General features: G+C 73.8%; 12 protein-coding genes. 1 reads left to right on the forward strand and 11 read right to left on the reverse strand.

The window, feature by feature from the left end:
- Window positions 1-122: 122 nt before the first annotated feature.
- The 6 genes from yvcK to DQ244_RS18720 form a co-directional block, all read right to left on the reverse strand.
- Window positions 123-1091, reverse strand: coding sequence for a uridine diphosphate-N-acetylglucosamine-binding protein YvcK (gene yvcK / locus DQ244_RS18695; RefSeq protein WP_113813017.1), 969 nt, complete (start codon window positions 1089-1091; stop codon window positions 123-125).
- Window positions 1091-2065: an RNase adapter RapZ gene (gene rapZ / locus DQ244_RS18700; RefSeq protein ID WP_233491726.1), complete on the reverse strand. Its 975-nt coding sequence runs from the start codon at window positions 2063-2065 to the stop codon at window positions 1091-1093. The genes yvcK and rapZ overlap by 1 nt, the downstream gene beginning before the upstream one ends.
- Window positions 2062-4095, reverse strand: coding sequence for an excinuclease ABC subunit UvrC (gene uvrC / locus DQ244_RS18705; RefSeq protein ID WP_113813018.1), 2034 nt, complete (start codon window positions 4093-4095; stop codon window positions 2062-2064). Before uvrC ends, rapZ begins: the two co-directional genes overlap by 4 nt.
- 146 nt (window positions 4096-4241) lie before the next feature.
- Window positions 4242-4547, reverse strand: coding sequence for a hypothetical protein (locus tag DQ244_RS18710; RefSeq protein WP_113813019.1), 306 nt, complete (start codon window positions 4545-4547; stop codon window positions 4242-4244).
- Window positions 4548-4725: 178 nt separating this feature from the next.
- Window positions 4726-7623, reverse strand: a complete 2898-nt coding sequence (gene uvrA / locus DQ244_RS18715; RefSeq protein ID WP_113813020.1) for an excinuclease ABC subunit UvrA — start codon at window positions 7621-7623, stop codon at window positions 4726-4728.
- A gap of 149 nt (window positions 7624-7772) precedes the next feature.
- The gene (locus DQ244_RS18720; RefSeq protein WP_233491727.1) at window positions 7773-9218 is read right to left on the reverse strand and encodes an amidase; all 1446 of its coding nucleotides are present in this window, start codon (window positions 9216-9218) and stop codon (window positions 7773-7775) included.
- 47 nt (window positions 9219-9265) lie between these two features.
- Here DQ244_RS18720 and DQ244_RS18725 point away from each other — a divergent pair, with 47 nt between their 5' ends.
- A complete protein-coding gene (locus DQ244_RS18725) occupies window positions 9266-9934 on the forward strand; it encodes an MBL fold metallo-hydrolase (protein WP_113813021.1) in 669 nt (222 codons plus the stop codon).
- 63 nt (window positions 9935-9997) lie between these two features.
- On the opposite strand, the gene DQ244_RS18730 is transcribed toward DQ244_RS18725, so the two are convergent.
- The 5 genes from DQ244_RS18730 to DQ244_RS18750 all read right to left on the reverse strand — a co-directional run bounded on the left by DQ244_RS18730 (window position 9998) and on the right by DQ244_RS18750 (window position 15974).
- The gene (locus tag DQ244_RS18730; RefSeq protein ID WP_199580482.1) at window positions 9998-11644 is read right to left on the reverse strand and encodes a M28 family peptidase; all 1647 of its coding nucleotides are present in this window, start codon (window positions 11642-11644) and stop codon (window positions 9998-10000) included.
- Window positions 11645-11871: 227 nt separating this feature from the next.
- Window positions 11872-13860, reverse strand: a complete 1989-nt coding sequence (locus DQ244_RS18735; protein ID WP_113813022.1) for a S9 family peptidase — start codon at window positions 13858-13860, stop codon at window positions 11872-11874.
- Between the two features lie 56 nt (window positions 13861-13916).
- Entirely contained in the window at window positions 13917-14912 is a 996-nt protein-coding gene (locus tag DQ244_RS18740) for a hypothetical protein (RefSeq protein WP_113813023.1), read from the reverse strand.
- Entirely contained in the window at window positions 14909-15472 is a 564-nt protein-coding gene (locus tag DQ244_RS18745) for a TerD family protein (protein ID WP_113813024.1), read from the reverse strand. Before DQ244_RS18745 ends, DQ244_RS18740 begins: the two co-directional genes overlap by 4 nt.
- 13 nt (window positions 15473-15485) lie before the next feature.
- A complete protein-coding gene (locus tag DQ244_RS18750) occupies window positions 15486-15974 on the reverse strand; it encodes a hypothetical protein (RefSeq protein ID WP_113813025.1) in 489 nt (162 codons plus the stop codon).
- Window positions 15975-15980 lie beyond the last annotated feature (6 nt).

Below are 15980 nucleotides of genomic sequence, written 5' to 3' on the forward strand. Positions count from 1 at the left end.
CCCCACGTCGCGCCGGGGCATGTCCCCGGCATTCGGGAAAGCGTCATGTGCGCCGTCCCCTTCCCCCTCGTGCCGCCGAGGCGGCCGTGCCTTCCGTTACCCGGTCGAACAGCCTTACTCCTTCACCGCCGACCGACCACCGACGCCAGCGCGGCCGCGAGGCGCTCCGGGTCGTGCCGCGGTGCACCGTCCGGCTCGGCCACGGGGGCCAGCAGGAGCTCGGCACCGCACTCCCGTGCTGCGTCCAGCAGACCACGTCGGTCAACTACTGACTCAGCATCCGCGATCACGCTGTGCAACGCCACTCCGCGCAGGTGCGCGCGCAGCACGGTCAGATGCTCCTCCGGTGAGAAACCGTCGGTCTCACCGGGCTGCGGTTCGAGGTTGAGCACCACCACCACCTTGGCCTCGGCGGCCACCAGGGCCGCCCGCAGCTGCGGTACCAGCAGGTGCGGCAGGACCGAGGTGTACCAGGAGCCGGGGCCGAGCGAGACGACGTCGGCCTCGGCGATCGCGCGCAGGACGTCGGGGTGCACCCGCGGGTCCGACGGCGAGACCCGGATCTCGCTGACCCGGCCCGGAGTGGCCGCGATCGCCACCTGACCGCGGATGGTCCGCACGCGTGCGGGGTCGTCCGGGTCGACGGTCTCCACGCGGGCCACCAGGTCCAGCGGCTCGTCGGCCATGGGCAGGACGCGACCGCGGGCCCCGATCAGCTCTCCCAGCTCGTCGAGGGCCCGCACGGTGTCCCCGCCGTGCAGCTCGGCCAGCCCGGTCAGCAGCAGGTTGCCCACCGGGTGCCCGGCCAGCACCCCGCTGCCGCCGAAGCGGTGCTGGAAGAGCGCCGCGAGCGTCTGCTGCCGGTCGTCGTCCCCCGCCAGCGCGGCCAGGGCCATGCGCAGGTCACCGGGCGGCAGGACCGGCATCTCCCGCCGGATCCGGCCCGACGAGCCGCCGTCGTCGGCGACGGTCACGACCGCCGTCAGCTCCGGGGTGATCCGGCGCCAGGCCGCCAGCGCGGCAGCCAGGCCGTGGCCGCCGCCGAACGCGACCACCCGGGGCGCCCGCCCCGGGACCGTCGTGCCGCCCACTACTCGCGACCCAGGTCGCGGTGCCGCGCGACGGCGGCGACGCCCTCGGCGCTCAGCCGGCGCGCGAACTCCTCGGCGATGGCCACGCTGCGATGCTTCCCGCCGGTGCACCCCACCGCCAGCGTGAGGTAGCGCTTGCCCTCCCGGCGGTAGCCGGGGATCAGGAGGCGGAGCACCTCGAGGTAGCGGTCGAGGAAGTCGTCGGCCCCCGGCTGCCCGAGGACGTAGTCGCGCACATCGGGGTCGCGCCCGGTGTGCGACCGCAGCTCCGGGATCCAGTGCGGGTTGGGCAGGAACCGCGCGTCGACGACGAGGTCGGCGTCCAGCGGCAGCCCGTACTTGAAGCCGAAGCTCATCACCGTGGCGGTGAGCGGCGGTGTGCGGCCCTCGCGGGCGAAGGCGTTCTCCAGGGTGGCCCGCAGCTGGTGGACGTTGAGGTCGCTGGTGTCCACCCACAGGTCGGCCTCGCCGGCGATGCCCCGGAGCAGGCCTCGCTCGGCGGTGATCCCGTCGGTGAGCGTGCCGGTGCCCTGCAGGGGGTGCTCGCGCCGGTTGGACTCGTAGCGGCGCACCAGCACCTCGTCGCGGGCGTGCACGTACACGACGCGGGGGCGGTGGCCAGCCTCGGACAGGACGCGGATGGCCTCCTGCAGGTCGCTGGAGAAGGCCCGGCTGCGCACGTCGACGACCGCGGCGAAGCGGCGGACGTCGCCGCGGGCGCCCAGCTCCACCATGGGCAGCAGCAGCGCCGGCGGCAGGTTCTCGACCACGAACCAGCCGAGGTCCTCCATCACCCGGCCGGCGCTGTTCTTGCCCGCGCCCGACAGCCCGGTGACGACGACGACCTCGAGCGGCGCGAGCTCGGTCGACGACGGGTTCAGCGCCGGGGAGAGCCCGTTCTGCGGACCGACGGGGACGCGGTCGTCACCCGACGGCAGCTCCGCGCCCTCGGTCACCTCGGGCCCGCCGCTCACGAGGCCACCCGGCCGACCTCGGCGGTCGCGCCGGAGCCGCGCTGCGGAGCGCCCTGCTGCGCCGCGCCCTGCGGAGCGAGGGTCGTCTCGACCGCCGTCTCCGCCGTCGCCTCGCCGACGGCCGGCTCGGCGACCGCCGTCTGCACCGCCTCCGCCGTGCGCCGGCCGATGCCGGGGACCGCCATGAGCTCCTCGACCGTGGCCGCGCGCAGCCGCTTGAGGGATCCGAACTGCTTCATCAGCGCCTTCCGCCGGGTCTCGCCGAGCCCCGGGACGTCGTCCAGCAGGGAGACCAGCATGCTCGTCGACCGCTTCTGCCGGTGGTAGGTGATGGCGAAGCGGTGGGCCTCGTCGCGCACCCGCTGCAGCAGGTACAGCGCCTCGGAGGTGCGCGGCAGGATCACCGGGTCGCTCTCCCCCGGCAGCCACACCTCCTCCATGCGCTTGGCCAGGCCGCAGACGGCGACGTCGACGATGCCCAGCTCGTCGAGCGCGCGGGCGGCGGCCGCCACCTGCGGGGCACCGCCGTCGACGACGAGCAGGTTGGGCGGGTAGGCGAACCGGCGGGGGCGGCCCTCCTCCGCGGCGACCCCCTGCTCGTCGCGGCGGTCGGCCTCGTCCTTGAGGTGCCGGGCGAACCGACGGCGCACGACCTCGGCCATGGCGGCGGTGTCGTCGGTGCCGTTGGTGACGGAGAACCGGCGGTAGTCGGACTTCTTCGCCAGCCCGTCCTCGAAGACGACCATGGAGGCGACGACGTTGGTGCCCTGCACGTGGCTGACGTCCATGCACTCGATGCGCAGCGGGGCGTCGGGCAGCTCCAGGGCCTCCTGCAGCTCCGACAGGGCGAGGGAGCGCGCGGTGAGGTCGCTGGAGCGCTTCACGCGGTGCCGGGCGAAGGACTCCTTGGCGTTGCGCTCGACGGTCTCCATCAGGCTGCGCTTGTCGCCCCGCTGCGGCACGCGCAGGGAGACCCGGCCTCCCCGCAGCTCCTCCAGCAGCTCGACGTAGACGTCGGCGTCCTCGGGCAGCTCGGGCACGAGCACCTCGCGGGGCACGGCCTCCCCCGCCTCGCCGACGCCGGTCTGCTCGTCCACGCCGCCGTAGACCTGCAGCAGGAACTGCTCGACGAGCTCGCCGGTGCTGACCTCCTCGACCTTGTCGATGATCCAGCCGCGCTGACCGCGCACCCGCCCGCCGCGGACGTGGAACACCTGGACCGCGGCCTCCAGCTCGTCCTGGGCGAAGGCGACGACGTCGGCGTCGGTGCCGTCACCGAGGACGACGGCCTGCTTCTCCATGGCGCGCTTCAGCGCTCCGAGGTCGTCGCGCAGCCGCGCCGCCTTCTCGTACTCCATCGCCTCCGCGGCCTCGGCCATCTCGCGCTCGAGCCGCTTGATCATCGCGTCGGTGCGGCCGGTCATGAAGTCGCAGAAGTCGTCGACGATCTGCCGGTGCTCCTCGGCGCTCACCCGGTCGACGCAGGGCGCGGCGCACTTGCCGATGTACCCGAGCAGGCAGGGCCGGCCGATCTGCCCGGCGCGCTTGAAGACGCCGGTGGAGCAGGTGCGGGCCGGGAAGACGCGGGTGAGGGTGTCGAGGGTCTCGCGGATGGCCCAGGCGTGGGCGTACGGGCCGAAGTACCGCACGCCCTTCTTCTTGGGCCCGCGCATGACCTGCAGTCGGGGGTACTCCTCGTTCAGCGTGACGGCGAGCGAGGGGTAGCTCTTGTCGTCGCGGTAGCGGACGTTGAACCGCGGGTCGAACTCCTTGATCCAGTTGTACTCGAGCTGGAGGGCCTCGACCTCGGTGCCGACGACGGTCCACTCGACGCTCGCGGCGGTGGTCACCATCTGCCGGGTGCGCGGGTGCAGGCCGGCGACGTCGGCGAAGTAGCTGTTCAGGCGCTGGCGGAGGCTCTTGGCCTTGCCGACGTAGATGACGCGCCCGTTCGGGTCGCGGAACTTGTAGACCCCGGGGCTCTCCGGGATCGATCCGACCGCCGGGCGGTACGTGGACGGATCGGCCATGCCTCCACCCTAGGTCGCGGGGCCGACACGCCGTCAGCGGACGTACCCGTCCGTCCCACGCGTCACAGGGAGGCGGTCCTGGACCCCGGGCATGCCACCGGAGCGAGGCCCGAGGGCCTCGCTCCGGAGTGCGTGCGGGGTGGGGCTCAGCCGACCGGCTGCGACCGCCGGACTTCGACGCCCGGCATCCGAGCGGCCGCGGCGGTCGCCCCGCGAACGACCACCCGAGCCGCGCGACGGGCCAGCAGCGCCGCCGACAGCACCGCGATCGGGGCGGCGGCGAAGTCGAACCCGCTGAACACCGCATCCTTGGTCACGGACACCAGGGAGAGCCCCAGGATGCCGAGCAGGACGACGGTGGAGAGGATCCCGGACCCTCGCGAGCCCTTGCCCTTCCAGGGCTCGCCGCAGTGGGCCATGTCCGGGTCGCAGTCGGGCGTGAGCGCGCTCATCGCGGCCTCCTCCTGGGGCGCGCGAGCGCCCCGGTGACGTTGGTCACACATAGGGTACGCCTTCGGTGACCTGCCTCACAAGTGCTCGGCGAGATCGCCCGATGCCACCACCCTCGGCGTCGTCGCCGGGGCACCGCCGATCCGCCGGGCCACGGGCTCGCGCCCGTGCCCCGGTCGGTCAGCTGGCCTTCTTGCGGGTCCGCTTCTTCACCGGGCCGGCGGCGGCCGCGGCGACGGCGTCGGGGTCCAGCAGCGGGGCGAGGTACCGCCCCGTGTGGCTCGCCTCGACCGTGGCCAGGAACTCCGGCGGACCCTCGGCGACGACCGTGCCGCCGCGGAACCCGCCCTCGGGGCCCATGTCGATGAGCCAGTCGGAGCTCTTGATGACGTCGAGGTTGTGCTCGATGACGATCACCGAGTTGCCCTTGTCGACCAGGCCCTGCAGCACGAGGAGCAGCTTGCGGATGTCCTCGAAGTGCAGCCCGGTGGTCGGCTCGTCGAGCACGTAGATGCTCCGGCCGTTGGACCGCTTCTGCAGCTCGCTGGCCAACTTCACCCGCTGCGCCTCACCGCCGGAGAGCGTCGTCGCCGGCTGGCCGAGCCGCACGTAGCCCAGGCCGACCTCGGTGAGGGTGCGCAGGTAGCGGGCGATCGCCGGGATGGCCTCGAAGAAGTCCGCGGCCTCCTCGATCGGCATGTCCAGGACCTCGGCGACGGTCTTCCCCTTGTAGTGCACCTCGAGGGTCTCCCGGTTGAACCGGGCGCCCTTGCACACCTCGCAGGGCACGTAGACGTCGGGCAGGAAGTTCATCTCGATCTTCAGCGTGCCGTCGCCGGAGCAGGCCTCGCAGCGGCCGCCCTTGACGTTGAACGAGAACCGGCCCGGCAGGTAGCCGCGCATCTTCGCCTCGGTGGTCTGCGCGAAGAGCTTGCGGACGTGGTCCCACACACCGGTGTAGGTGGCCGGGTTCGACCGCGGGGTGCGGCCGATCGGCGACTGGTCGACGTGCACGACCTTGTCCAGGTGCTCCAGCCCGGTGACCGTGCGGTGCCGGCCGGGGACCAGCCGCGCGCGGTTGAGCTCGTTGGCCAGGACGCTGTAGAGGATGTCGTTGACCAGGCTGGACTTGCCGGAGCCGGAGACACCGGTGACGCCGACCAGCATGCCGAGCGGGAAGGTGACGTCGACGCCGCGCAGGTTGTTCTCGCGGGCGCCCTTCACCACCAGCTCGCGGCCGGGGGTGGGCTCCCGGCGCTTCTCGGGCACGACGATCTGCTTGCGACCGGAGAGGTAGGCGCCGGTGAGCGAGCGCTCCGAGGCCAGCAGCTCCTCCACGGTGCCGCTGACGACGACCTCTCCCCCGTGCTCGCCGGCGCCGGGGCCGATGTCGACCACCCAGTCGGCGACCTTGATGGTGTCCTCGTCGTGCTCGACGACGATGAGGGTGTTCCCCATGTCGCGCAGCCGGACGAGGGTCTCGATCAGGCGGGTGTTGTCCCGCTGGTGCAGCCCGATCGACGGCTCGTCGAGCACGTAGAGCACACCGACCAGGCCGGAGCCGATCTGCGTGGCCAGGCGGATGCGCTGCGCCTCGCCGCCGGCGAGGGTGGCCGCCGGCCGGTCCAGGGAGAGGTAGTCCAGCCCGACGTCGACGAGGAAGGACAGCCGGGCCTGGATCTCGCGCAGCACGCGGTCGGCGATCGCCGCCTCGCGCTCGCCGAGCTCGAGGGCACCGAGCCACTGCGAGGCCTCGCCGATGGACAGGCCGGTGACCTCGGCGATGGAGCGGTCGGACAGCTTGACGGCCAGGATCTCGGGCTTGAGCCGGGTGCCGTGGCAGACGGGGCACGGGACGTCCCGCATGTAGCCCTCGTACTTGTCCTTCATGTAGTCGCTGTCGGTGTCCTCGTGCCGACGCTCCAGGAACGGCAGGACCCCCTCGAACGCGGCGTAGTAGCTGCGCTCGCGGCCGTAGCGGTTCTTGTAGCGGACGTGCACCTGGTCCGGCGAGCCGTGCAGGATCGCCTTCTGCACCTTGGCGGGCAGGCGCTCCCACGGGTCGTCCATGGAGAACCCGATCTGCTGCGACAGACCGGTGAGCAGCCGGGTGAAGTACTCGTTGCTCATCGAGCTCGACCACGGGGCGATCGCACCCTGGTTGAGGCTCTTGCCCGGGTCGGGCACGACGAGCTCGGGGTCGACCTCCTTGCGGGTGCCGATGCCGGTGCACTCCGGGCAGGCGCCGAACGGCGAGTTGAAGGAGAACGAGCGCGGCTCGAGGGCCTCGAAGGAGAGGCCGTCGTCGACGCAGGCGAGGTGCTCGGAGAAGGTCCGCTCGCGGTGGGGGTCGTCCTCCGGGAGGTCCACGAAGTCGAGGACGACGAGGCCACCGGCGAGGCCGAGCGCGGTCTCGACCGAGTCGGTGAGGCGCCGCTTGGCAGTCTCCTTGACGGTGAGCCGGTCGATGATCACCTCGATCGTGTGCTTCTCCTGCTTCTTGAGCTTCGGCGGCTCGGTCAGCGAGTGGACGACGCCGTCGACGCGGACGCGGGAGAAGCCCTGCGTCTGCAGCGAGCTGAACAGGTCGACGTACTCGCCCTTGCGGGCGCGGACGACGGGGGCGAGCACCTGGAAGCGGGTGCCCTCCTCCATGCCGAGGACCTGGTCGACGATCTGCTGGGGCGTCTGCCGGGAGATCGGCTTGCCGCAGTTCGGGCAGTGCGGCTGCCCGGCGCGCGCGTAGAGCAGGCGGAGGTAGTCGTAGACCTCGGTGATGGTGCCGACGGTCGACCGCGGGTTCCGGTTGGTCGACTTCTGGTCGATCGACACCGCGGGCGAGAGCCCCTCGATGAAGTCGACGTCCGGCTTGTCCATCTGACCGAGGAACTGGCGGGCGTAGGCCGACAGCGACTCGACGTACCGGCGCTGCCCCTCGGCGAAGATCGTGTCGAAGGCGAGGCTGGACTTGCCCGAGCCGGAGAGCCCCGTGAACACGATGAGCGCGTCACGCGGGAGGTCGAGGTGGACGTCCTTGAGGTTGTGCTCTCGGGCGCCGCGGACGACGAGCCGGTCCATGTGATCCCTGTCGGTCGCTGGTGGATGTCGCAGTGCTGCGGTGCGGCCGGGCTGCTCCGGTCGCGGTCCTCCGGGTGCAACGACGGGGTGTCCCGTGGTCGTCCGCCCGGAGGTGTGAGCTGCGCCCGGGTCGCCCCGCGGACGGACCCTCAGCCGGTCGCGGCGGTGGTGGGGTCGAAGGTCGGGGCGTACCGGCGCCACGGCAGACGCCGCTCGAGCTCTCCGGCCATCCAGAGTAGACGCCCCTCGGCACCGGGCGGCCCGACGAACTGGACGGGCACCGGCGGCCCGTCCGGACGCGTGCCGGCGGGCAACACCGCCGCGGGAAGCCCGGCGAGGTTCCAGGCAGCGGTCCACGGCGCCCAGCGGGCGTTGGCCGCGATGTTGGCGAGGAAGCCCCGCTCGTGCCAGGGCCGAGCGGGCAGCGGCGGGCCGGTCGTGACCGGGGTGAGGAGCAGGTCGACGTCGTCGAAGAACGCGGTCATCCGCTCTCGGAAGCGCTCCTGGGTGCGCGGTCGCACCAGGCCGAGCCGGCGGACCACCCGGCCGACGCGGGCGTGCGTGCGGCTGCGCGGCTGCAGGGCGGCGCGGTCGATGCCCAGGAACTCGGCGTCGTCCTCGGCGCCCGCCATCCAGCGGGCCAGGGCGCCGGCCGCGGCGCCGGGGGTGATCGGCGGGTTCCGCCGGACGACGGTGTGCCCGGCCGCGCGCAGCTGCGCGACGACGGCGTCGAGGGTGGCCCGGGTGGCGGCGTCGGCACCGACCCCGGGAACCGGCGAGCGGCTGCTCACCGCGATCCGGAGCGGGCGGCCCGGGTCCGCCGGGGACGGCGACTCCTCCCCCGCCAGCACGGCGTGGGCGGCGGCGAGGTCCGCGACGGTGGTGGCCAGGGCGCCGTTCACGGCCATGCCCGACCAGTCGTCGGCGCCGATGCCACCGGGCACGACGCCGCGGCCGGGCTTGAGCGTGACCAGCCCGCAGGCCGCGGCGGGCAGCCGCAGCGACCCCATGCCGTCGTTCCCGTGCGCGATCGGGACCGACCCGGAGGCGACCGCCGCGGCGCTGCCGCCGGAGCTGCCCGCGGGCGACAGCGCGGTGTCCCACGGGTTGCGGGTCACGGTGCCGGGAGCGTCGGTGGCGGCGTAGAGGCACAGCTCGGGCACGCGGGTGATGCCGACGACGACGGCGCCGGCCTTGCGCAGCCGCTTCACGACAGGGTGGTCCTTGCCCTCCGGACCGGCGGAGCGGGCGGACGAGCCGTCGGTGCAGGTCTCCCCGGAGACGGCGACGTTGTCCTTGATCGCGACCGGGACCCCGGCGAGCGGCAGCGCGAAGCGGGCCGGGCTGGCGTCGACCGCCGCGGCCTCGGCGAGCGCCGCCTCGCGGCGGACCACCCGGAAGGCGCCGATCCGTGCGTCGACCGCCTCGATGTGGTCGAGGTGCGCGCGGACGACCTCGACCGCGGTCAGCTCACCCGCGTGCACCCGCGCGGCGATCTCCGTGGCGGACAGGCCGACGATCCCTGCCGCCCCCGGGGTGGCGTTCCCCGTCCGGTCGTCGTCCTGAGCAGTCCCGACACCTCCGCTAGCGTCCACCCCTGGACCGTAACGGCGACCGCCGACACTTTCCGAACGGAGTCCGGATGAGCACCTCCACCTACACCGGCGACGTCGAGGTCGGCGGCCCCGCCGACGTGCGCGACCTGCCCGGCCTGACCATCAGCAAGGTGGCGGTCAGCGAGATGGCGAACAACGCCTACCTGCTCCGCTGCACCGCCACCGGCGAGGCGCTGCTCGTCGACGCGGCGGCCGAGCCGGAGACCCTCCTCGCGCTCATCGGCGACGTCGACGTGCGCACCGTCGTCACCACGCACGGGCACTGGGACCACCACCGTGCGCTGCCCGAGGTCGTCGAGGCGACCGGCGCGGTCACCGTCGCGCACCCCGCGGACGCCGCCGACCTCCCGGTGCCGGTGCAGCGGCCGGTCGAGCACGGCGACACGATCCCGGTCGGCGACCAGGTGCTCGAGGTCGTGCACCTGCGCGGCCACACGCCCGGCAGCATCGCGCTGGTCTGGCGCGGCGAGGGCGACGCGGGCGTGCACGTGTTCACCGGCGACAGCCTCTTCCCGGGCGGCGTGGGCAACACCCAGCAGGACGCCGACCGGTTCGCCAGCCTGATCGACGACGTCGAGCAGCGGCTGTTCGGCACCCTGCCGGACGACGCGTGGGTCTACCCGGGGCACGGCAAGGACACCACGATCGGCGCCGAGCGGCCCGCGGTGCCCGAGTGGCGCGCCCGCGGCTGGTAGGCCGGGCACGCGACGGCGGGGCCGGTCCGCAGACCGACCCCGCCGCCGTTTCCGGTCCGACCGTCAGGCGCTCTCGCGCTCCAGGTCGTGGTCGTGCACGTGGTCGTGCGAGAGGCCGCCGCCACCGCCGGCGAAGGTGCCCTCAGGGCCGGCCGGGGCCGGCAGCGTGAACGCCGGACCCGGGACCTCCTGGCCCGGGACGCCGTTCACGTCCTGGGTGGAGTACCCGAAGTGCAGCATCGCGTAGGCGATGAGGTCGCTGTTCACCTCGAGCGCACCGGCGTCGTAGTTGGTGATGTCGTCGCAGGCCTCGTGGTAGCAGGGGTCGAACTGCTCCCCGGCCGTGCCGCCCCAGATCTCCTGCTGCTCCGGCGTCTTCCGCACCTCGGCACCGGTGAAGAGCCCACCGGACGGGATGCCGTTCTCGATGAACGCCTGGTAGTCGCTGCGCCCGGAGTACTCGCTGTCGTCGTACGGCTGGCCCACCTTGGTGTAGTAGCCCTCGTAGACGGCCTCGATCGCCTCGGAGCCCTCCGGCACGACCACCGGGGCGGGGAAGGTCGACTCGTTCGCGTCGTACACGCCCAGGTAGTAGTTCGGCGAGCCCACCATGTCGTAGTTCATGTAGAGGGCGATCCGCTCGCGCTCCTCGGGCGCGAGGCCCGTGACGTAGTCGGTCGAACCGACCAGCCCCTCCTCCTCGGCCGCCCACCACCCGAACCGCAGCGTGTTCGGCGTCTTGGACTTGGCCATCAGCAGCGCCGTCTCCAGCAGGGCCGCCGAGCCCGAGCCGTTGTCGTTGATGCCCGGACCCTCCGTCACGCTGTCGAGGTGGGCGCCGGCCATGACCACGTTGTCCACGTTCTCGCCCGGCAGCTCGGCGATCACGTTGTAGTCGGTGCGCTGCTCGGGCTCCTTCACGTCGATGAGCGCGGTGGAACCGGCCACGGCCAGCGCCTTGCCCGCGTCGAAGCTCGTGCCGACGACCGGGCCGCGGGCCTCGTACTGGCCGAGCGTCGGGCTGACCACGCCCTGCCGGTCACCGGCGCCGATCGTGTCGCCCTGGTTCATGATCACGACGGCCTCGGCGCCGGCGGCCTCGGCATTGGTCGCCTTGTCCTGGAAGGTGCAGCTGCCGCGCTGGACGAGCGCGATGTCAGCGGGCCCGTCGAAGCCGAGGCCGGCGAAGTCGGCCGCCTGGCAGCCGCTGCTGTTGACGCGGTCGTCCGCCAGGTTCAGGTCCACCGGGATGACCCGCCCCTCGACGGCGCCGTAGCCGGTGCCGGTGGCGATCGCCATGGGGTGCTCGGCGGGCGTCGGGGTGAGCTGGGCCAGCGTCGAGGGGTAGAAGAACTCGACGGGCACCGGGTCCAGGGTGACCGTGTAGCCGGCGCCCTCCAGCAGACCGGCGACGTACTCGACGCTGGCCGCGTACCCCTCGGTGCCCGCGGCCCGCGAGCCCGGGTACACCGGGTCGGTGCTCTCGTCGGCGATCCGCTGGAACGCCTCCATGTGCTCGACGACGCCCTCGAGCGTCACGCAGCCGAGCAGCTTGTCGTAGCTGTTGTTCGTCCGGTTGTCGCAGGCGTTGCCCGGTGCGGCGGTGGCCGCGGTGGTGGGCAGTGCCAGTGCCAGCAGCACTCCGCTGCTGCCGAGGGCGATGGCCCGAGCCGCCGTCCGTCGTGGGGAGGCGGTCCGTCGTTCGCTCACGCTAGATCCCTTTCGTCAGCTTCCCGGCGATCGGAACCTCCCGCCGGGCCGACGTCGTTGTCGGCGAGCCGACCCTGACCCGTGGCGCGCACGGTTGCAAAGCGAAAGATCACGGTTACTCAGAGGCAGCACATCGGGTAGCGAGCTGTCAACGGCCTCGCGACCTGGGTATTTAGGTGTGACCTGCAACACGCCGCGTGGACGATCTCGCGGTGAGTCATGAATTCTTACTCTGCGTCACGATCTTGCGACACGCTGTCGACCGGGTTCGCCGCCGTCGTCAGCCACCGCGCCCACCAGCGGAGCACGTGCTCGAACCGGGCCAGCCGGTGGCGGGGACGGCCCGACCGGGACAGCTCGTGCCCCTCGCCGGGGAACACCAGCAGCTCGGCGGGGACGCCGCGCCGGCGCAGCTCCACGTACAGCCGCTGCCCCTGCTCCAGCGGCGTCCGCCAGTCCTCCTCGGAGTGGACGACGAGGGTCGGCGTCGTGATCGCGGCGGCGGTGACCATCGGGCTCTGCCCCGCGACCCGCTCGGGCTCCGTGCCCAGGTACTGGTCGGTGAAGTACCACCCGATGTCGGAGGACCCCACGAAGCTCACCGGATCGGTCAGCGCGCGCTCCACGACCGCCCCGGCGAAGCGGTCGGTGCGGCCGAGCAGCAGCGCGGCGAGGTAGCCCCCGTACGAGCCGCCCATGATCCCGACGCGGCCGGCGTCCAGCGCGGCGTCGGCGAGAGCCGCGTCGAGGAAGGCCAGCACGTCGTCGGCGTCGAGGCCGCCCCACCCGTGCCGGACGGCCCGGCCGTGCGCCGCGCCGTAGCCGGAGGACCCGCGCGGGTTGCACTGCACCACGGCGTACCCGGCGGAGACGTACACCTGGGTCTCGTCGAACAGGCCCCGCTCGTACTGCCGGAACGGGCCGCCGTGCACGGTGAGCAGCACCGGGTGGGGGCCCGGGCCCGGCGGCGTGGTGACCCAGCCGTGGACCGGGTAGCCGTCCGGCGCCGTGGCGGTCCGCTCGCTCGGGCGGTGCAGCCGGCCGGTCGCTCCCAGGTCCCGCCCGAACCCGGTCAGCAACCGCCGGCCGGCCGGGGTGAGGGCCAGCAGCTCGCCCGCCGACCGGTCGTGCGCCACGGTGGCGACGACGACGTCGCCCGCCCCCGCGATCCCCCGCACGACGAAGGGCCCGTCGACCAGCGTCTCGGGCTCCCCACCGGTCAGCGGCACCCGCAGCAGCTCCACCGCTCCGCGGCGCTCGACGCCCACCAGCACGGCGTCGCCGGCCAGCACCGTGGTGGGGCTCTCGTCGCCCCGCTGGTGCTCCTCGGCGTCCAGCAGCGGTTCGGGCCGTCCGCCGTCGGCGGGTACCCGGCAGGGCACGGCCTGGCGGGCCACGAAGTCCAGGCCCTCGGGGCCGAGGTCGGGCACGGCCGTCACGACGATCGATGCCCCGTCGGCCGTGTACGCCGGGCGCGAGCAGCTCCCCCGGCCGTCGGTCACCTGCCGCAGACCGCTGCCGTCCGGGGCGACGGCGTGCACGTCGCGCACCAGGTCGCGGTCGGCCCGCTCGTGCCGGGCCGAGACGAACGCCAGCTCCCCGCCGTCGGGGCGCCAGGTGACGTCCTCGCAGTCGGGGGTTCCGGTGGTGACCTGCACGGGCTCGGGCAGCGGCGCCGTGCCGTCGGCGAAGTCGGGCGGCAGGTCGAGGACGAACACCTGGCTCGGGCGGTCGCCGGTGAAGCCGACGCCGTCCCGCCGGTACTGCAGGGTGGTGATCAGCCGCGGGGGCTCGGCCGCCGCCTCCACGCCGTCGACCGTGCCGTAGCGGCCGTGCTCGGGGACCCGGGCGACGTAGGCCAGCCGGCGGGAGTCCGGCGACCACACCGGCGCTCCGGCGCCGAGCGGGTGGTCGGTGAGCCGGCGCGGTGCGCCGCCGGCGGCGGGCAGCAGCAGGACCTGGGGCTTCCCGCCGGGCTCCGCGCCCAGGTAGGCCAGCCAGCGGCCGTCCGGCGAGTAGGCGGGGTCGGTGTCGCGCCGGCCGGAGGTGACGGGCCGGGCCGGGCCGGAGGCGTCGGTCGGCACCGCCCACAGCTGGCTGCGGTACTCGTCGGCCTCGAGGTCGGGCCTGCTCACGGCGACGACGGCGATGCGCCCGTCCGGCGAGACCGTCGCCGTTCCGGGGACGCGCAGGAGCGCGAGATCGGTCGGCCGCATGCCCAGGACGCTATCCGGCCCGGCGGGCGGCCCGGTCCGGACCTCGGGCGCCCGGGTCAGACGACGGGGGTCCGGTCGTCGGCCCAGGTGATCCGCTCGTACCCGTACGCGCGGGCGACGTCGCGGACGGCACCGGCGATCTTCTCCGTCTCCGCGCGCAGCACGAACTCCCCGTCGATGACGTACACCGACAGCAGCGCCACCGGACCGCGGTGCACCCCGAGGTCCAGGGGCAGCTCCAGGCGAGCGCCGCCGAAGGTCCGGGTGATGAGGGTGCCGCCCCAGTCCAGCTCGCGGCCCGACTCGGAGGTCGCGTAGACCAGCACCCTGCGCAGGTCGCGCGACTGGTGCAGGTCGACGACCAGCTGCTCGAACTCCTCGCGGTCGGCGCGCAGCACCGGGGTCGGCGAACCGGGCGGGCCGGCGGCCAGCCCGCGGAGCCGCTCGACGATCGAGGACGTGCCGTCGGTCAGCTCGTACAGCGCGCCGAGGCTGACGTCGCCGACCGCCGGCGAGCAGACCGCCTCCACGGTCAGGGCGCCGATCCCGCTCTGCAGCCGGTTCAGGGTCACCGTCGGGTCCTGGGGCGTGAGGATGACCCGACCGCCGGCAGCCAGCCGGGGCACCGGCCGCGCCGGCTGCTGCGCACGCCGCCGGCCGGCCGCCGGGGCGGGCGGCGCCGCGGCCGGCGCCTCGGGGAACAGGTCGAGCAGGCCAGCGGGCCCCGACGACGCGGGTGGCACCGGCTCGGACGGCGCCGACAGGTCCAGGCTCGGCGACGGCGTGGGTGCCGGAGCCGAGGGCGCCGACAGGTCCAGGCTCGAGGACGGCGCGGGCGGGGAGGGCGCCGGGGCCGGGGCCGACAGGTCGAGGTCGGCGCTCGGCGGCCGGACCGGCGCGGGGCTCGGGGCCGGAGCGGGAGCGGGAGCCGGAGGTGCGGGCGCGGTGGTCCGGCGCGCGGCCGACGACCCGGGCGCGGGCCGCAGGCTGCGGTGCCGGAGCCAGCCCAGGTCGGTGCGTCGGGGTGCGGTGGCGGGGTCGCGACCGCTCACAGCGGCAGGCCGTAGTCCGAGGCGACGCCGGCGATGCCGCTGGCGTAGCCCTCCCCCACGACCTTGAACTTCCAGTCGGAGCGGTGGCGGTACACCTCGCCCAGGACCAGCGCGGTCTCCGTGGACAGGGCCGGCGCCAGGTTCTCCGACCGCACCAGCTCGCGGTTGTCGGCCCCGTCGCGCACGCACACGCTCAGCTGCCGCAGCTGGCCCAGGGTGCGGCGGGCCGCCGTCCCCTCGTTGACGAACAGCACGAAGGCCACCCGGGACACCTCGGGCGGCACGTCGGGCAGGTCGATCTCCACCTGCTCCTGGTCCCCGGCGAGGGCGTGCTCCAGCCGGTGCACGGACAGGTCGGGCGAGGTGAGCTGGTTGACGAAGACGAAGTGCTCGGCGGAGAGCGCCTTGCTCGCGCTGTCGCAGAGGACCGCGGCCAGGACCAGGTTGTCCTGCAGCACCGGCTCGGCGTTCCCGTTCCAGGTCACCCCGACCACGACCTGCCTGAGCCCGGGGATCTCCCGGGTGAGGGGCACGTTGGCCCCGCGGCTCATGAGGGGCATCAGCGGTCAGCCATCAGAGGTCGAGATCCGATCCGGAGAACTTGGTGCGCAGGAAGCTGCCCTGGGTCATCAGGGCGTCGACGTCCTGCGCCTGGGTCGCCTGCAGGACCGCCACGGCCGAGCCCTCCAGCGCGTCGAGCTGTTCCAGCAGCGACTGGGCCGGGGTGGACCCCGACGGCCGCGGCACGTCGACGAGGTCCTCGTCGACGGCCAGGTAGGTGCGCAGCGTGGTCGGCAGGTAGTCGCCCACCGCGCCGCGGACCGAGATCGTGGCGTACACGTCCAGCGGCCGGATCGCCGAGGTGTCGACGATCTCGGCCAGCACGTCGGTGATGCGGCGGGCGGCGACGACCGCCCGGAGCGGCAGGCGGCCGGCGGAGGCGTTGATCATGCGGTTGACCGAGCCGATCGCCGCCCGCAGCGCCTCCGGGCTGTCGCCCGGGTCGGCGACGGGGGCCGTCGGCGAGGGGGCCGCGGGCTGGGACCACCGGAACCACGCCACGCCGTT

This window comes from Blastococcus sp. TBT05-19 (assembly GCF_003319095.1).
Lineage (GTDB): Bacteria > Actinomycetota > Actinomycetes > Mycobacteriales > Geodermatophilaceae > Blastococcus.